Below are 18,525 nucleotides of genomic sequence, written 5' to 3' on the forward strand. Positions count from 1 at the left end.
CAGCAAAAACGGAGATCGTTTACTCCGCTGGGAGGCGATTTTCAACGCAACCGGACCCATCGCCCGAAAGATTAGGCCGGGTCCTCCGTCAGTCGGACGGACGCGGCACGCTGTGCGATGCGATTGCTACATCCAGTGATTCACCATTGCGGAGCGCACGATCGCGCACACGTTTGGCCCAGAACGCGCTACGCTGGGGACATGACAGTCGCGCTGGAGACCATCCTGGCCCGAGCAGGATTGCGGGTCACCGCCAACGAATTCCTCTCGCTCGTCGAGGACGCGGCGAAGAGGCTCATCACGCCGCAGGTCGACCCGGCAGCGCACTTCACCCACTCCGAACGCGAAGCCCTCGGCGAAGCCGGGCTGGACCTCGCGCCGCTCGCCGCGAACGAGACCGATCCGCGCGCCCGGACCGTAGCCGAGCAGGCGGTGCTGCGCGACACCGCGCTGTCGGTCAACCAGGCCGCGGAACGCATCGGCGTCGACTCCAGCCGCATCCGGCACCGCATCGGCGACGGGCGGCTCATCGGATGGAAGGACCGCGGCGGCTGGCGGCTGCCCGCCTGGCAGTTCAGCGACAACGACGTGCTGCCCGGCTTGGAAACGGTGCTCACCGGCATGCCGCAGGACCAGCCCGCGCTGGTGCTCGCGAAGTTCATGACGACGGCTCAGGACGACCTGGAACTCGGCGACCGGCCGGTCAGCCCGCGGGAATGGCTGCTCGCGGGCGGCAGCGCGCGACGCGTCGCCGACCTCGCCTCCGCGATCGGCACCCCGGCCTGATCCGTCCCGGACCGCGAACCCACCAGGACATCCGTTGGCAAGACTCCCCCAGCCGCCGGCCCCGGCGGTACTGCAAGCCATGCTGCGACGTACCGAGGACGTGATCGCGGTACCCGCGGGGACCCGGCTCGCCCGCGTGTTCACCTCCGGCGGCAACCACCCGCAGCAGTGGGACAGCTTCCGCTACGCCGGGCCGCTGCCGCACGCGCGCTTCGACCCGCACCTGCCCAACACCCAGGGCGGTCCGACGGTCACCCGCGAGCACGGGGTGCTGTACTTCTCGCTGTCCGTGCGCACCTGCGTCGCCGAGGTCTTCCAGGCGACGTCCACCGTGGACCGCCGCACCCGCAAGCCGCACCTGGTGCTGTTCCGCCCTCGCCGGACGCTGCGGCTGCTGGACCTGGCCGGGTTGTGGGCGACCCGCGCGGGCGCCTCGCAGGCGATCAGCAACGGGCCGAAGGAGCGAACCCAGGCCTGGGCGCGCAGCATCCGCGCGGCCTACCCGGAGCTCGACGGGCTCTGGTACCGGTCGGCGATGGACGGGGGCAACCCGTCGCTGTGCCTGTGGGACCCGCCGTCGGCGACGGCCCTGCCGGACGCCCCCGACGTGCTGCTGCCGCTGGACCATCCCGGGCTCGACGTGCCGCTGGGCCGCGTGTGCAAGGAGCTCAACTACACGCTGCTCGACTGACCGCGGCACCCCCGCCGGAAGTCGGCCTCGGCGTTGGCAATTTCGCGAGGAATCGGCGGAGGTTCGCACCAACGCGGCCGGATTCAAGTCCGCCGGGTGACGTCGTCAGTCGCGGCGTTCGACCCGGCCGTGAACAGAAACGCGCGGCACCCCACAACGGGGTGCCGCGCGTTCTGTTCGTCAGGTCAGGACTTCTCGGGCGCCGGCTGAGCCGCCTCGTCCTTGCGCGACTTCGCCAGGCTCGCGATCGTCGTGATCGCCAGCACGCCGATGATCACGCCGAGGGACATCCAGTTGTTGATCTCCAGCCACTCGGGCACCGCGTGGTACTCGTGCAGCGCGTGGATCACCAGCTTGATGCCGATGAACCCGAGGATGATCGACAGCCCCACGTTCAGGTAGACCAGCTTGTCGACCAGCCCGCCGAGCAGGAAGTACAGCTGCCGCAGCCCCATCAGGGCGAAGGCGTTCGCCGCGAAGACCAGGAACGGGTCCTGGGTGATGCCGAAGATCGCCGGGATGGAGTCGACGGCGAACAGCAGGTCCGCGCTGCCGATGGCGACGATCACCACGAACATCGGGGTGAGCCAGCGCTTGCCGTCGATCTTCACGATCGACTTGGTCTCGTGGTACTCCTCGGTCACCGGGAACACCTTGCGGACCCAGCGGACGACGACGTTCTCCTTGTACTCCTCGTCCTCGTCCTTGTTCCGGATCATGCCGATCGCGGTCCAGATCAGGAACGCGCCGAACACGAAGAACACCCACACGAAGCGCTCGATCAGCGCCGCACCCACCGCGATGAACGCACCGCGCATCACCAGGGCCAGCAGGATGCCGATCAGCAGCACGCGGTGCTGGTGGATCGTCGGGACCGCGAAGCTGGACATGATCACCATGAAGATGAACAGGTTGTCCACGCTCAGGGAGTACTCGGTGATGTAACCGGTGAAGTACTCGATCGCGAAGTGCTGATCACCGAAGATCCACACTCCGATGCCGAACGCGATGGCGCACGCGATGTAGAAGATCACCCAGCGAGCGGCCTCGCCGGTGGTCACCTCATGCGGCTTGCGGTCCACGATCACGAGGTCGATCAGCAGCAGCAGGGCGAGTCCGCCCAGCGTCGCCGCCCAGATCCACCACGGAACGTGCAGCGTGTCGACCGCTGCTGCTTGAGCCTGCTGGGCCGCCATCATCCTGGCACCCATCGATCACCTCCGGTTCAGGGCATGCGCCGGGACCGGAGGTCTCTTCCACCGGCGTACCGGTCGACGGCACCGGGTCCCGCCAGCAGCCTAGAGGCAGCCGACGAGGCCGTGATGACGATGCCGCCGCGAAGGAATACTCCCCTCCACAACGTTGCCAAGATTGTCACTTATGCACTGCTTCGAACACCAGCCCGGGTTGATCGACCCGAATGCGCACGGAAGACTACGGCGAGCTACTTGAAGCCACAATGCCCTGGTCAAAGCATCACCCGTTACGGGGTACCGGTGCCGCCGTGTGACCAATCCCATCGATCGCACCACACTCACTCGAACGAATGGGCGATCGCGCCCGTCCAGCGTGCGGTTATGATCGCCGCGCCCGCACTCGGGGATGCGGCCGTGCACCGAACGACTCGACGATCGCGAGGGTGACGCCGCAGGAGGCGACCGGATTTCTGTTCGGTTGCTGCTTCATAGCGTCTTCGCCCTGGCCCGCCTCAGGATGAATCCGTTGCCGCCTCTTTCCCCTACTGTCGGCCCCGTGCCCCAGCTCCTCCGCCACGGCAGGCGTTTCCTGCTGCTCATCGTGATCACCGTGCTCCTGGTCACGGGTGTGGCGGCGCTCTGGTCCGGTGAGCGCGAGCAGCCGGCACCACCGGCGCCGCGCGAAGCCCTCATCGACGTCCAGGACGGCCCCGACGGGCTGGAGCGCATCCAGATCGACGCCACCCTCTACGCGCCCGCCACCACCCCGGCACCGGCGGTGGTGATCGCGCACGGCATGGGCGGCGACAAGACCGACGCGGACGGGCAGGCGCGGGACCTCGCACGGCGCGGCTTCGCGGTGCTGACGTACTCGGCGCGCGGATTCGGCGGGAGCACCGGCCGGATCGCGCTGAACTCCCCGGACTACGAGGTCTCCGACGCCCGCCAGCTCGTGGACTGGCTCGCGCGGCAACCGGAGGTGCAGCGCGACCGCGACGGCGACCCGCGCGTCGGCGTGACCGGCAGCTCCTACGGCGGCGCGCTGAGCCTGCTGCTGGCGGGAAGCGACGCGCGGGTGGACGCGATCGCGCCGGTGATGACCTACAACGACCTCGGGCAAGCGCTGCTGCCGAACGCGGCGGGCACCGCGCCGCCGTCCGCCGACACCCCCGCGCACGGCGCGTTCGGGCCCGACGGCGTGTTCCGGCGCGCCTGGGCCGGGCTGCTGTTCGCCACCGGCGGACCCACCGCGGGCGGCGCCGGAGCCCCGGTGCGAACCGGCGAGCGGACCGCCACGCCGCCACCCGCCACCTGCGGGAACTTCACCGCCGAGGTGTGCGCCGCCTACAGCGAACTCGCCCGCACGGGTCGCGCGTCGGAGAAGACCCGCAAGCTGCTGGCATCGGTCTCCCCCAGTTCGAACAACGGCAACATCCGAATCCCGACGCTGCTGGTGCAGGGCACGCAGGACACGCTGTTCGGCTTGGACCAGGCCGACGCCAACGCCCGCCAGATCGCCGCCGCGGGCGGCGACGTCAGCATGCTGTGGTTCGCCGGCGGCCACGACGGCTCCGCGCCCCAGGCCCGCGTCCAGGCGCGCATCGCCGACTGGTTCTCCTCCCACCTGCGCGGCGCGGGCGCACCGGGCAACCGCTTCGAGTACGACATCGCCGGAGCCGCGCGCCGCGACGGCGACGTGCCGGTGCGCACCATGGCCTCCCCCGACTACCCGGGCGTGCGTTCGGATCGCACGCCGCGGTTCTCGCTGGACCTCACCGGCCCCGCGACCGAGGTGGTCAACCCGCCGGGCGGCTCCCCCGCCGCGCTGAGCTCGCTGCCCGGCTCCCCGGGCCGGAGGGATCGGTCCGAACCGCGGGACCTGCCGGGGCAGGTCGCGAACTTCCGCACCGAACCGGTGTCCTCGCGGCTGCTGATCTCCGGCGTGCCGCAGACGCGGTTGTCGGTGGCCGCGGTCCCCGGCCAGCCCACCACCGGCGACGCGGTGCTGTTCGCCAAGCTCTACGACGTCGACCGCGAGGGCCGCAAGGAACTGGTGGGAGACGGCGTCGCCCCGATGCACGTCACCGGGCTCCGGCCCGGCGGCAGGCCCGTGGAAGTGAACGTGGCGCTGCCGGGCGTGGTGCACTCGCTGGAGACCGGGCACCGCCTGGAGCTCGCGGTGACCACCACCGATCAGGCCTACGCGGTGCCGGTCGAATCGGCCGTGCACCGGGTGGACGTGACCGGGGACCGGGCGTTGTCGGTGCCGTCGGTGAAGGCCACCGGCATCACCGGCGGCACGTTCCCGACCGCGCCCGTCGCGGGCATCGCCGGAATCCTCGCGCTGCTCGGGCTGACCTGGCTGCTCTCGCGGCTGCGCCGCCGCTACGCCCGGCCCGAGGAACCGGAGGCGAACGGCTCCCCGCTGGAGATCACCGACCTCACCAAGACCTACCCGCACAAGGTGACCGCCGTCGACGGCGTGTCGATGCGCGTGGAACGCGGGCAGATCGTCGGACTGCTCGGACCGAACGGCGCCGGCAAGACGACGACGCTGCGCCTGCTGCTGGGACTGCTGCACCCCACCGCGGGGCAGATCCGCGTCTTCGGGCACCAGGTCGAACCGGGCGCGCCGGTGCTCTCCCGGATCGGTTCGCTCGTCGAATCACCCGGATTCCCGCCGCACCTGACCGGGCTGGACAGCCTCAAGCACTACTGGGCGGCCACCGGGCGGCCGATGCTGCAGGCGCGGTTCGACGAGGTCGTGCACATCGCCGGCCTCGGCGAGCACGCCCACCGCCGCACCGCCACGTTCAGCCAAGGCACCCAGCAACGGCTGGCGATCGCGCAGGCCATGCTGGGGCTGCCCGACCTGCTGGTGCTCGACGAACCGACGAACCGGCTGGACCCGCCGCAGATCCACCAGATGCGCGAGATCCTGCGCCGCTACGCGGCGACCGGGCGGTGCGTGCTGCTGTCGAGCCACCTGCTGTCCGAAGTGGAGCAGACCTGCACGCACGTGATCGTGATGCACCGCGGCAAGGTCATCACGACCGGCAGCGTGGAGGAGATCGTGTCCGTCGACGGCCAGGCGACGTTCCGCGTCGACGACCCGGAGCAGGCCGCCACCGCGCTGCGCTCGCTCGAAGGACTGGGCGCGGTGCAGGTCGACGGTGACCTGGTGCACGCGGACCTCGCCGGGCACAGCCGGTCGATCGCGGTGAACGCGCTGGTCGCCTCCGGTGTGGCGGTCAGCCAGGTCGGGCCGCGCCGCAGGCTCGAAGACGCCTTCCTGAACCTGGTCGGAGAGGAGCAGCGCTGATGGCGGAACGGTCGAACGGCGAATCCGCCGAAGCCCCCGTCCCGGACCCGTGGACCGCGGCCCCGGAGCACGGCGAGCAGTCGGGACGCGAGACGCAGCCGTTGTCGACGGAATCCGAACGGCACCGGGCGGCGATCGCCCGCGCGCTGGAATCAGGCGGGTTCCCCGACCTGGACCCGGCGCAGCGGCGACCGCCACCGGTGTGGGGCGCCGACGCGATGCTCGCCGACGACCCGGAACCCGAGGACGAACAGCCGCGCGAGGACGTGCTCGACGCGGATCGGGCCGACCTACCTGAGCCGGAACCGGCCGACTGGACCTCGCCGACGTGGCAATGCGACGGAACGGAGGCGGCGACCTCCCCCACCACGACGCGGCCCGCGGCCACCGACGACGTGATCCCCACGAACCGCTCGACCGGCGTCGCCGCCGAACACCCCCGCTTCACCGACACCTCCACAGGACGATCCGGAATCGTCGAAACCGGCCAGGTCTCGGTCGCCGAACCCGCGGCGGAAACAGCGGCGGCCCTGCCCGTCAGCGCGCAAGACCCCACCCAGGCCGACGGCAGCGTGCAGGGCTACCAAGCGGGCCGGACGCTGCCCGTGCGGGTCGAACTCGCCCGCCAACTGGGGCGCAGGCGCACCCGGCTCGCGCTCGGATTCCTGATGCTGCTGCCGCTGCTGCTGCTCGCCGCGTTCGAGATCGGCGACGACGGATCCACCCCGCGGACCGGAGACCTCGCCGGGATGGCGACCTCCAGCGGGTTGAACTTCGCCGCGTTCGCCGTGTCGTCCTCGGCCGGATTCCTGCTCGTCCTGGTCGTCGCGTTGTTCTTCGGCGACACCGTGGCCAGCGAAGCCTCCTGGTCCAGCCTGCGCTACCTGCTCGCGGCGCCCGTGCCGCGCGGCCGGTTGCTGCGGCAGAAAGCGATCGTGGCCGCGCTGCTGTCGCTGCTCGGGACGGTGCTGCTGCCGACCGTGGCGCTCGCCGTCGGGCTGTTCTGGTACGGGCCCGGCGAACTGGCCACGCCGAACGGCAGCGTGCTCTCGTTCGCCGCGGGCGCCGTGCACCTGGCGCTGGCGGTGGCGTACCTCGCGGTGCAGCTGAGCTGGGTCGCCGGACTCGCCCTCTGGCTGGGCGTCAGCACGGACGCGCCGCTGGGCGCGGTGGGCGGCGCGCTGCTGGTCTCGATCCTCTCGCAGATCCTCGACCAGATCTCCGCGCTCGGATCGCTGCGAGCGTTCCTCCCGACGCACTACGCGAGCGCCTGGTCCGACCTGCTCGCCGAAGAAGTCGACTGGACCGGCATGGCCAACGGGACTTGCTCAGCGCTGATCTACGCGACGGTGTTCATCACGCTCGCCCACTGGCGCTTCCACGGCAAGGACATTACGAGTTGATCGGGGTTCTGGGGTCGTTTTGCTCGGGTGGTCGGGTGGCGGAACCTCAGTGGCTTCCTCGCTGCGGGATCTTTTTCCCAAGTGGCTCCGCCACGAGGGAAAAAGCTGTCCTCGCGAGGAAGCCACTGAGAACCCGCGGGTTGTCACCTTTGTGACGTGGGCTATGCGCTGACGCGCATACAAGCACGGCCTTCGGCCGCAAGGCAGGCTTGCTTCGACCGCCCAAGGCACGGCTTCGCCGCTGGGCGCGGTTTTCGGCTGCGGGCGAGCGTGGTTCGTCTTGTCTTGGCGGGGCTCCGCCGAAGGGTCTGGCCTGCTCGGGATCGGCAGGGAGCTTTGGTGCGCAGGCCGTTGGGGGCCTTCGGTGGAGCTTGGGTGGTGGGTTTGGCCGGTGGGGCTGTTCGGGGTAATAGGCTGCGGCTTATGGAGGTGTTCCATCTGCGGTACTTCGCCGCCGTCGCCGAGAACCTGAGCTTCTCCAAGGCTGCGCGCCAGCTGCACATGGCGGTGTCGCCGCTGAGCAGGCGGGTGCGCGACCTGGAACGCGAGCTCGGAGTGCGGTTGTTCGACCGCGACTCGCACAGCGTGAACCTCACCCCGGCCGGCTCCGCGCTGCTGCCGCTGGCCACCGACGTGCTGAACCGCTTCGACGACCTCCCCGGCAGGCTGCGCCAGCAGGTGGACACCCGGCAGCGCGTGGTCCACGTGGGCGTGCCGCCGGGGTTGCACCCGACGGTGCGGGAACGGCTGCGGGAGTTCGACCGCACCGCGGGCTGCGAGGTGCGGCGCTGGCCCGGCGGCAGCCAGGACCTGCTCGACCAGGTGCGTCGCCGCGAACTGGAACTCGCGCTGGTGCACCTGCCCGCGCACGCCGAAGGCGTGGAATCCAGCGAGGTGCTGCGGGAACCGCTGGGCGCGGTGTTGCCCGCCGCCGAGTTCGCCGACCGGGAATCGGTGTCGCTGTCCGAGCTGACCGGGCACGTCTACGCCCGGCCGGGCTCCGGCCTGTCGCCGACCTACTTCGACCAGCTGGAGGTCCGGCTGGCCGCCGCGGGCGTGCACCGGCGCACGACGCTGAGCACGCGGGACTACTCGGGCATCGGCGAATTCGTCGCCAACGGCGGCGCGTTCGGCATCTCGATGCTGGATCCGCGCAACCAGATGGGCCGCCCGTCGGAGCACGACCGGGTCGTGCTGCTGCCGTTCGCCGACTTCGACCCGGTGCTCGTGACCGGCCTGATCTGGCGCACCGACCGGGCGGAGCCGGGCGCGGACCTCGCCGACTTGATCTCCGAAGCGCGCCACGCGCTGTCCTGACCTGCGATGACGACCGCGTGACCGCTGCGGTCACGCCCATGTTCGCCGATCGGGCGCACCGATCGATTGCCGCCGCCGGAAACCCCCTCGTAACGTCGTTAGCGAAGCAAAAGGATTCGCGCGAGGAGGAACTCCGCAGCCATGACAGCTCCCGCAGGCCCTGCCCCCGGCACCCCCGACGCAGGCCGGACGGGCCCCTTGGCGGGCGTCCGCGTCATCGACATGGCCACCGTCGTGATGGGGCCCTACGCGGCCCAGATCCTCGGTGACCTCGGCGCGGACGTGATCAAGATCGAGTCGCCGAAGGACACCGTCCGCAACGGCACGCTGCACCGCACCCCCGGCATGACGCCGTTGAACCTCAACGTCAACCGCAACAAGCGCAGCGTGGCGCTGAACCTCAAGGACGAAGCCGACCACGCGAAGGCGCTGCAGCTCATCGGCGGCGCCGACATCCTGATCACGAACATGCGCATCGGCGCCCTGCGCCGGCTCGGCATGGACCACCAGAGCCTCGCCGAGACCTTCCCGCACCTGATCTACGCGCACGCGCAGGGCTTCCGGCCGGATTCCGACCGGGCGGACCTCGCCGCCTACGACGAGACGGTGCAGGCCGCCTCGGGACTGCTCGACCTGGCCGATCGCGCCGGGGACATCGGCGCGCCCGTGGTGCTGCCGAGCATCTTCGCGGACAAGGTCGCCGCGCTGACCATCGCCTACACCGCGCTCGCCGCGCTGCACCACCAGCGCGCCACCGGTCAGGGCCAGCTGGTGGAGGTGCCGATGGCCGACACCATGCTCGCGTTCAACCTGGTCGAACACCTCCAAGGCGCCGCGTTCGAGCCGCCGATGGGCCCGACCGGCTTCGCCCCGTCGCTCACGAAGGGACACCGGGCCCGCCCGACCAAGGACGGCCTCGCGATGATCATCCCGTACAGCCCGCAGAACTGCCGCGACCTGTTCCACGCCGCCGGCCGTCCCGAGCTGGCGGAGGACCCGCGGGTCAACGGCGAGATCCTGGACGCCCTCCGCGACGGCGAGGCGATCGCCGAGATGATCGAGTCGGTCACGCCGAACCTGACCACCGCCGAGTGGATCGACGTGTGCACCAAGCACAGCATCCCCGTCGGCCCGGTGCTGAAGCTCGACGAGGCCGCCGACGACGACTACGTCCGCGAAGGCCACCTGCTCGACCTCACCGAGCACCCCACCGAGGGCGCCTACCGGATGGTCGGGGTGCCGGTGAACTTCTCCGCCACCCCCGCCTCGATCCGCGGCCACGCCCCGCTGCCCGGCCAGCACACCGACGAGGTGCTCCGCGAACTCGGCGTCGCCTGAGCGCTTTCCCGCCGCTCACCGCGAAATCCGCATCCAGAACATCGAGGAGACGTGTCGTGAATCGCGAACAGATCCTGCGCAGCCCCACCACCCCGCTCACCGCGCCCGCGTTCGCCGCGGCGGTGCCCCGGTTCACCGACCGCGAGTACCTCAACATCGTGTACCGGACCGACCCGGAGGCGTTGCGGGCGGTCGTGCCGGAGCCGCTGGAGGTCGACGAGCCGCTGGTGCGGTTCGAGATCATGAAGATGGGCGAGGTGACCTCGTTCGGCCCGTACGTGGAGGCGGGCCAGGCGATCCCGGTGCGGCTCGGCGCGGAACGCGGCGAGTACCTGCACGCCATGTACCTGGACAACTTCCCCGCCACCGCGGCCGGCCGGGAGGCGAGCGCCTACCCGAAGGTGCTGGGCTCGCCCGCGCTGTTCGCCGACCACGGTGCGCTGGTCGGCACCCTCGACTACGGCTCGCAGCGGGTGGCGACCGCGACGATGGGCTACAAGCACCACCCGCTGGACCCGGCCGAGGCGCGGGCGGAGATCACCGTTCCCTCGTTCATGCTCAAGATCGTCCCTGGGTATCGCGGGGTCCCCCGGGTGTGCGAGCTGGTGCGGGCGCAGATCACCGACATCGCGGTGAAGGAGGCCCACACCGGCCCGGCGCGGCTCCAGCTGTTCGAGCACGTGCTGGCGCCGCTGGCCGACCTCCCGGTGCGCGAGGTCGTCTCCGCCAGCCACATCGTCACCGACCTCACGCTGGGCGCGGCGACCCCGGTTCACGACTACCTCGCCGAATGAAGGAGACATCCCCGATGACGTACGACGATCCGCGGTGGGCGACGGTGGCGGTGGTCGGCGCGGGCACCATCGGCCTGTCCTGGGCGGCGCTGTTCGCGGCCCACGGCCTGCGGGTGCGGCTGACCGACCCGCGCGACGACCTCGCGCAGGTGCTCACCGAAGCGATTCCAGCTCTGTCGGCCGGAATTCCCGGCACCGCGCCCGCCGACCTGCTGAGCCGGATCGAGGTCGCCCCCTCCCTGCCCGAGGCCGTCCGCGACGTCGACCTCGTGCAGGAGAACGGCCCGGAACGGCTCGGGTTCAAGCAGGAGCTGTTCGCGGAGATCGCCGCGCACGCACCGCGGGAGGCGGTGCTGGCCTCGTCGAGCTCCGGCATCGTGGCCTCCGACATCGCCGAGGACCTGCCCGACGAGGTCGCGGCCCGGATGCTGATCGCGCACCCGTTCAACCCGCCGCACGTGGTGCCGCTGGTCGAGGTCGTTCCCGGCGCGCGCACCGCCGAGCCGGTCGTGACCGGCGCGCTGGAGTTCTACCAGGAGATCGGCAAGACCCCCGTGCGACTGCGCAAGGAAGTGGACGGCTTCGTCGCGAACCGCCTGCAGAGCGCCATCATGCGGGAGGCCATCAGCCTCGTGCTCGACGGCGTGGTCAGCGCGTCCGAACTGGACACCGTGATGAAGGCGTCGCTCGGTGGCCGCTACGCCACCATCGGCCCGTTCGAGAGCTTCCACCTCGGCGGCGGGCCCGGCGGCATCCGGCACATGATGCGCCACCTCGGCGTCGGCATGGCCGAACGCTGGAAGGAACTCGGCGACCCCGCGCTCACCCCCGCCGCGATCGACGAGCTCACGACGCAGACCGAGTCCGCCTACGGCTCCGGCGCGGACGCCTACGTCGAGCGCACGCGGTCCCGCGACCGCAGGCACAACGCCCTCCGCGCGGCCCTGGACTCCGAGGACGACTCGCCCCACGGCCGCCACCACCGGAACTGACCGGCCGGGAATTCCCGGCCACCACGCAGAAAGCGAGGCCACCATGGCCAAGAAGGTCAACACCGACCCGGACTTCTTCGGCTACGCCGGACTGCTCAGCGACTCCGAGCGCGCGGAGCTCGCCGACATCCGCGACTACCTGCAGCGCGAGATCGCCCCGCTGGCGAATCCGGCCTGGGACAAGGCGGAATTCCCGTTCGAGGCGATCGAGAAGTTCGCGAAGCTGCGGCTGGCCGGCTACCAGTACCCCGAGTACGGCGACGGCGTGCAGCGCAGCGAGCTGTTCGCCGGGTTCCTGAGCATCGAGCTCAACCGCATCGACCCGTCGCTGGCGGTGTTCTCCGGTGTCCACACCGGACTCGCGATGGGCAGCATCCTCGGCGGCGGCGATCAGGAGCAGCGGGACCGCTGGCTGCCGGACATGGTCGCCATGAACAAGATCGGCGCGTTCGCGCTCACCGAACCCGAGGGCGGTTCCGACGTGGCGGGCGGCATGCGCACCACCGCGCGCCGCGAAGGCGACGAGTGGGTGCTCAACGGGGCCAAGCGCTGGATCGGCAACGGGACCTTCGCCGACCTGATCGTCGTGTGGGCCCGCGACGAGGCCGACGACCAGGTGAAGGGATTCGTGGTCGGCAAGGACACGCCCGGCGTCACCGCCACCAAGATCGAAGGCAAGATCGCGCTGCGCAGCGTGCAGAACGCCGACATCGTCTTCGACCAGGCGCGGATCCCGGAATCCGACCGGCTGCAGAACATCAACAGCTTCCGCGACACCGCGAAGGTCCTCGCCCGCACCCGCGGCGGCGTGGCCTGGCAGGCGCTGGGCGTGGCGATGCGCGCCTACGAGCTCGCCCGCGAGTACGCGGTGAACCGCGAGCAGTTCGGCAAGCCCATCGGCGGGTTCCAGATGATCCAGGACCTGCTGGTGAAGATGCTCGGCAACATCACCGCCATGTTCGGGATGGTGGTGCGCCTCAACCAGCTCACCGCCGCGGGCGAGGCCGGCGCCGACCAGGCCGCGCTCGCCAAGGCCTTCACCACCACCCGCATGCGCGAGGTCGTCGCGTGGGCGCGGGAGCTGTTCGGCGGCAACGGGATCGTACTCGACTACGACGTGGCGAAGTTCTTCGCCGACGCCGAAGCCGTCTACTCCTTCGAGGGCAGCCGCGAGATGAACACCCTCATCGTCGGCAAGTCGATCACGGGACTGAGCGCCTTCGCGTGAGCTTTCGCCTGAGAGCAACGCGGAAAGCGGGCGCGGGACACCGCGCCCGCTTTCAGCCGATCGTCAGCCCTTGGCCGAAATGCGACCCGAGAACGAGCTGCAACTCAGCGCCGTGCTGCCCTCGTAATTGCAGGCGCGGTAGTTGATCCACCCGGATTCCGGAATCGACAGGTTCCAATCCAGGCACTTGCCGTTCCCGACGTTCGCGTGCTTCGTCTTCAACCCGGACTTGTCGCTGCGGTAGTAGCGCGCGACCGGGTGATGCCCGTCCGCCGCCCGATCGCAGATGTAGAGGTGCTCGCCGGTCGGGTTGAAGCAGACCAGCGCACCGCCCGAAGCCACCGGGTAGTAGCAGGTGGCCTGCGCAGAAGCGCCGTCCTCCGACTGCACCTCCACGGTGGCCGTCGGCGCGTTCAGCGGCATTCCATCCGAATTCGTGCTCGCTTGAGCCACGCCTCCGGTCCCCATTGCCAACGCGAGCGCACCGAGCCACACCATCATTCGCCGTTTCATCCGAAACCCCCATGTTTCGAACCGAGGACCGGACTCGTCGCCGATCCTGGAATCGTCCCTCGATCAGGACGGACCAGACATTACCCAGCGGTTCCGGGGGAAATTCCGAACAATTCCGAAGATACCCGGATCGCCGCAGCAGGATCCCACCTGCGGCGCAATTCCGGGAACACCGCCGCACCTCTGCTCACCCAGTGCCATCGGCGCCGAGCACCGGCGCCGCCGTCAGAGTGATCTCCCGGCGCCGTCCCGATCACCTGCTAACGCCGTCGGCCGCCCGAACGACAACACTCGCGCCCACCGGCGGCTCCTCCGCCGTTCGGTGCGATTTTCCCGCTGCGCACGCGGAACCTCGTCAGGACGTGTACTTGTGCACCGGCCTCGATTCGAGCCCGACCTGGTGAATGATGTGTATCGTCCTGCCGACCGGGTCTCCCGTGTCGGCGTCGAAGTGGAACCGGTCACCCGCGCCGTCGATGTCGTTGCGCTCGCTGGTCAAGCTCACCAACGCCGTCCTGACCTCGGCCGGGCCGATCTCGGTCTCGTTGAGCAGGGCCTTCTGCGCCGCGTCGACAACGGCGGTCATCGCGTCGAACTCCATGATCGCCCAGCCGTTGGCGAGATCGCGCGAGCCGATCCTCTCCAGCTGCCGGAAACCGTCGAAGTTGACCTTGTAATCCTCGGCGTACTCGTTGAACCTCGCGTCGCCCAAGGCCTTCGGGTCGGCCAACGCCGCGTACACCACCTCCACGTGCCCCGGCAGCTCCGTCTCGTTCAGCTTCGCCGCGTCGGACCCCGTCACCACGGTGATCGTCTTCCCGCAGTGTTCGACGCGGAGCTTCTCGACGAACGCGTCCAGCAGCGAGGCACGTCCCGCGTAGAGCACCGTGTCCGGAGTGCCCGGACTGCACAGCTCGGCCACGATCTCGTTGAACTGGTTGGTCGTGCCGTTGATGCCCGGCGTGCCGTCGAAGGACCGCTGCACCCCTGCCGCGAGCTCAGCGGAGAACACCTCGGCGAAGTCGTCCCGCAACCCGGTGGTGTAGAAGTCGTTGAAATTCTGATCCCGCACCAGCATGTACTCGCGCGGCCGCTTGACCAGGAACTCGTGCAGCGCCAAGGCTTCGGTGCGGTTGCTGGGGCTCACCCGGTACAACCCCCTGATCGGCCCGTCCTCGGGCCGCACCGCCCCGGTCATGTTGAGGCCGTCCGCGGTGAGCACCGCGCCGACCATCGGGATCTGGTGGTCCGCCAGCCGATGCGCGGCGCTGATCGTCTCCCCGACGCTGACGCCCATTCCCGTCACGGCGACCAGCGGCCGCTCGTCGTCGGTCATGCCGATCAACTCGTCCACCACCTCCTCCCAGTCCTGCTCGTCGCTGCCCTCGTCGGCCACCACGAGCCGGAACAACGGGTAGGCGCCCTCGACGGAGTTGGCCTGCCGCTGCGCCAGATACGCGCCGATGATCTTCGAACGGGCCTGGTCGAGGGACACGCTGCCCCGATCACCACCCGGCTCGGGAACCGGGGTGAGCACCGCGACCGTGACGACCTTCCTGTCCAGGCCCGCGATCCGGTCGTTCTCCCGCTCGATCTTCTCCTCGACGTCGCGCAGCCCGTGGTGCAGGCTCGCCGAGCCGTCGCTGACACCGACGCACTCGTCGTCGACCCCGCGCCACATGCCCGCGGAGCAACCGCTCAGCCACCACGCGGCCCCGACCCACGCCCCGGTCAGCAGCAGCACGACGACGACCAGCGCACCGGCGTTGCGCAGCACCCGCAGCCGCCTGTCCCGCGCGGCCCGCTTGGCGTACTGCGGCGGGTGGAAATCGAACCTCGTCGGTGTGTTCACTGCCCCTCCTCCGAGCACCTACCGGTACTTGTCCGCTTCCGCGCGCAGCACGGCGAGCCCGTCACCGGCGTACGGTGCGATGTCGTCGAGATCAGCGGCGATCTCACCGTCCAGGTCGCGGTGCCGGGCGTCGCGGAACGGATCGGCGACCGTCCACAGCGCGACGACCAGCCGAGCCAGCGGCGCCACCGGCAGGTCGCGCGGCGGCGCCCAGCGCGTCAGCTCGCGCACCCGCTCGACCGGGGCGAGCGCGTGGCCACCGGCGTCCGGTGCCGCGCAGACCTCCCGCAGCAGCACCAGCCAGGCGCGGGCGGGAACCTCGTCGAGCAGGTCCGCGAGCTTCCTGGTGACGAACTCGACCTCGCCGAGCGCCAGCGCGTGGTGCAGCTCCCCCGCCCGGTCCTGGTCCTGCTCGCACCGGCGCCGCAACCATCCGTGCACCGAGGCCCAATCGGCGCGGTCGTGCTCGGTCCGGGCGGCGAGCCGCCGCAGCAGCAGCCTGCGCAGCACCGGGATCATGGTGCGCGCGCCCGCGTCGTCGACGCGGCTCCACACCGTCCCGTCGAAGACGGCGGAGTTGCGATCGCCCGTGCCCAGCAGCAGCGGGCGGTAGCGGGCCAGCCGCAGCGCCTGGTCGATGTTGCGGGCCGCCGAGCAGGTCACCAGGTCCTCCACCACGTTCGGCGCGACGTCGACCAGGAACGTGGCCACCATGCCGTCCGCCACCCGGAGCACGCCGTCGCCCGGCACGGCCGCGTCGAGCACGGCGTCGAGGCTCACCGGGTCCAGCCGGTGCTCGGCTATCGCGTCCAGCAACATCCGGGTCGCGCCCGGGTGACCGTGGGCGAACCCGTGCACCATCGCGCTGATGCGGCGGTTGTCGCTCAACCGCGGCCCGAGCGCCGAAACGAGGGTGTCGACCGCTTCCGGACTCAGATCGTCGAGCCGCACCAGGTACGGACCGGCGCGGTGGCGGCCGGAACCGCGCTGGGCGTAGTCCTCGTAGCCCGCGTTCTCGATCGCCACGGGGTCCTCGCCTGCGGCCGACAGCCGCCGCACCAGCGCGCTCCTGCTGCTGGTCGCGACCACGGTCAGCGGATCCGGATCGTCGACGGCCAGCTGACCCCGCTGCCGGTGCGCGACCTCCAGCCCGGAGACCAGTTCGAGCCCCGCGTCGACGTCGTCGAGCAGCACCGCGCAGTTGAGGGTGCGCCGATCGGCCTGCCTGCCGCGCCGGAAGCCGTCGCGCAGGTCCGCCAGGAACGCCGCCCACAGCACCTCGCCGACTTCCTGGCTCCCGTCGGGCGACCGCGCCTTGTGGTTGAGCTCCACCAGCACGTCGATCGGGTCGCGGGCGAGCCCCTTGTCCTGGTGCCCGAACCACTTCCGGGCGTCCCCGCGATCCCGCCGACCGCGCAGCACCGCGTTGATCCCGCCGACGACCAAGCCGGGCAGGTGCTGGCCCAAGGTGACGACTCCCGGCACGTTGCTCAAGGCGGGCACCGTGGCGAGCACTCCGGCCGCGAGCGTGGCGAGGAACTGCGGCGGGTCGCTGATCTTCAGGTAGGCGGCCAGCTCGTCCTCGACCTGCCTGCGGGCGAGTGTCCAGCGGGCGACGTTCAGCGTCGCGCCGAGGGCCAGCTGGCCGGTGATGAGCCGCGGGAACTCCAGCGTCCCGTAGCCCGGGCACGGCCTGCTGAGCTGGAAGGCCAGCGCCGCCAACACCTCCTGCGGCGAACTCGGGCCGAGCCGCGCGCAGTCCAGCCGGGCGAACGGCACGTTCTGCTCCAGACCGGCGGCGAGCTCGTCGAGCAGCGCGGTCTTCCCGCTGCCGGGTGGACCGGTGAACGTGAGCATCGGAACCGGCCTGCTCACCGGAACTCCGTCGTGCTCCGGGCGCCGCATGAATTCCCGGACCAGCAGCAGCTCCCGGCTCCGGCCGAAGAGAACCGGCTCCGGATCCGACGATGCCTGAGCATTCCGCACCACTGCCATCCCCCGATCAGCGATGGAGAACTCCGCTCGGCTCGGTGACCCCAACCGTTCCGATGGAGCGAGAATGGGAAGAGCATGACCGACCGATCGCCGCGGTCGACATCGCTTCCCGGGAAAGGAGGTACCGCCGAAACGACGACCTCGATCAGACCGGACGACCGAATCCTACGGGAAAAAGCGCCGCACGAACCCGCAGCAGCGCACGATTCGGATTCCGCGCACGCGTCCGCGCCGCCGATCCGCGAACAAGATCGGAACAATGTCCGGCTCGAAATCCCCGTTCTGGCAACGGCGGTTTCCGATGCGTTCTTTCCCGCCGTTCGGCGCCCGCGATTCAGAACGGCGCGAGAGGACCGTTCAGCTCCGCACGTCGTAGCGCAGGTGCACGGTGCCGTCCTCGAACCGGTGCTGCGCCCGCAGGTCCAGGCCCGCCCCGAATCCGGCCGGGAACGCCCGCAGACCGCCGCCGACCAGCACGGGCTTGACGAACAACTGGCACTCGTCGACCAGCCCGTCCCGGAACGCCGCAGCCGCCAGCCCCGGCCCGCCGATCGCGAGATCCGCCGCGGAAGTCGCCTTCAACCGCCGGACCTCCGCCGGGTCGAACTCGCGCTCCAGCCGAGTCCGGGCATCGGACACCGAATCCAGCGTTCCGGAGAACACCACCTTGTCGGCCGCGCGCCAGATCCCCGCGAAATCACGCATCTCCCGCGGCTGGTCCGCCAACGACAACGTGTCCCACACGATCATCTCCGCGTAGGTCCGGCGCCCCAGCAGGTAGGTCCCGATCTCGCGCTCCAGGTCGTTCAGGAACGCGTGCACCGGCTCGCTCGGCGCGGCCCAGTCGTAACCGCCGTGCTCGTCCGCGACGCAGCCGTCCAGCGACATGAGGGCCGAGTAGATCAACTTACCCATGCGGGCCTCCCCGTTCCTGCCGACCGCACCCGGGATCGGGACGGACGTCCGATACCGGGCCGTCTTCCCGGAGTGACGAGGCTCGTGCTCCGACGAGCACCTGCCCCGCGGATTCCGCGGCCCGCCCGACGAGCCGGGCCGCGTCACCTCGGAGACGGACCCTGCCATTTTCCTGACGGCCCG

14 protein-coding genes are annotated in these 18,525 nt (G+C 70.4%); 9 read left to right on the forward strand and 5 right to left on the reverse strand.

What is annotated here, in order from left to right:
* Positions 1–201: 201 nt before the first annotated feature.
* Positions 202–786, forward strand: a complete 585-nt coding sequence (locus BJ969_RS19530; RefSeq protein WP_184480750.1) for a DNA-binding protein — start codon at positions 202–204, stop codon at positions 784–786.
* Between the two features lie 34 nt (positions 787–820).
* A complete protein-coding gene (locus tag BJ969_RS19535; RefSeq protein ID WP_184480752.1) occupies positions 821–1,477 on the forward strand; it encodes an RES family NAD+ phosphorylase in 657 nt (218 codons plus the stop codon).
* 185 nt (positions 1,478–1,662) lie between these two features.
* On the opposite strand, the gene BJ969_RS19540 is transcribed toward BJ969_RS19535, so the two are convergent.
* Complete coding sequence (locus BJ969_RS19540) at positions 1,663–2,634, reverse strand: TerC family protein (protein WP_184485522.1); 972 nt, start codon at positions 2,632–2,634, stop codon at positions 1,663–1,665.
* A 556-nt stretch (positions 2,635–3,190) separates the two neighbouring features.
* Between BJ969_RS19540 and BJ969_RS19545 the strand changes: the two genes are divergently transcribed.
* The 7 genes from BJ969_RS19545 (at position 3,191) to BJ969_RS19575 (ending at position 13,067) form a co-directional block, all read left to right on the forward strand.
* Positions 3,191–5,995: an alpha/beta fold hydrolase gene (locus tag BJ969_RS19545; RefSeq protein ID WP_184480754.1), complete on the forward strand. Its 2,805-nt coding sequence runs from the start codon at positions 3,191–3,193 to the stop codon at positions 5,993–5,995.
* Between the two features lie 473 nt (positions 5,996–6,468).
* A complete protein-coding gene (locus BJ969_RS19550) occupies positions 6,469–7,398 on the forward strand; it encodes an ABC transporter permease (RefSeq protein ID WP_425503611.1) in 930 nt (309 codons plus the stop codon).
* Positions 7,399–7,821: 423 nt separating this feature from the next.
* Positions 7,822–8,715, forward strand: coding sequence for a LysR family transcriptional regulator (locus tag BJ969_RS19555; protein ID WP_184480756.1), 894 nt, complete (start codon positions 7,822–7,824; stop codon positions 8,713–8,715).
* Positions 8,716–8,856: 141 nt separating this feature from the next.
* Positions 8,857–10,053 (forward strand): CaiB/BaiF CoA transferase family protein, encoded by a 1,197-nt coding sequence (locus tag BJ969_RS19560; RefSeq protein WP_184480758.1) that lies wholly within the window; start codon positions 8,857–8,859, stop codon positions 10,051–10,053.
* A gap of 56 nt (positions 10,054–10,109) precedes the next feature.
* Entirely contained in the window at positions 10,110–10,847 is a 738-nt protein-coding gene (locus tag BJ969_RS19565; RefSeq protein WP_184480760.1) for an acetoacetate decarboxylase, read from the forward strand.
* 14 nt (positions 10,848–10,861) lie between these two features.
* A complete protein-coding gene (locus BJ969_RS19570) occupies positions 10,862–11,839 on the forward strand; it encodes a 3-hydroxyacyl-CoA dehydrogenase NAD-binding domain-containing protein (RefSeq protein WP_184480762.1) in 978 nt (325 codons plus the stop codon).
* 43 nt (positions 11,840–11,882) lie between these two features.
* Positions 11,883–13,067: an acyl-CoA dehydrogenase family protein gene (locus BJ969_RS19575; RefSeq protein WP_184480764.1), complete on the forward strand. Its 1,185-nt coding sequence runs from the start codon at positions 11,883–11,885 to the stop codon at positions 13,065–13,067.
* A 63-nt stretch (positions 13,068–13,130) separates the two neighbouring features.
* On the opposite strand, the gene BJ969_RS19580 is transcribed toward BJ969_RS19575, so the two are convergent.
* From BJ969_RS19580 to BJ969_RS19595, 4 genes are all read right to left on the reverse strand, one after another.
* Positions 13,131–13,520, reverse strand: a complete 390-nt coding sequence (locus BJ969_RS19580) for a hypothetical protein (protein ID WP_343071495.1) — start codon at positions 13,518–13,520, stop codon at positions 13,131–13,133.
* A 415-nt stretch (positions 13,521–13,935) separates the two neighbouring features.
* Entirely contained in the window at positions 13,936–15,432 is a 1,497-nt protein-coding gene (locus BJ969_RS19585) for an ABC transporter substrate-binding protein (RefSeq protein ID WP_184480766.1), read from the reverse strand.
* 18 nt (positions 15,433–15,450) lie between these two features.
* A complete protein-coding gene (locus BJ969_RS19590; protein WP_184480768.1) occupies positions 15,451–17,307 on the reverse strand; it encodes an AAA family ATPase in 1,857 nt (618 codons plus the stop codon).
* Positions 17,308–17,784: 477 nt separating this feature from the next.
* Positions 17,785–18,342, reverse strand: coding sequence for a dihydrofolate reductase family protein (locus BJ969_RS19595; RefSeq protein WP_184480770.1), 558 nt, complete (start codon positions 18,340–18,342; stop codon positions 17,785–17,787).
* Between the last annotated feature and the right edge of the window lie 183 nt (positions 18,343–18,525).

The sequence above is a fragment of the Saccharopolyspora gloriosae genome (assembly GCF_014203325.1).
GTDB classification, from domain to species: Bacteria; Actinomycetota; Actinomycetes; order Mycobacteriales; family Pseudonocardiaceae; genus Saccharopolyspora_C; species Saccharopolyspora_C gloriosae.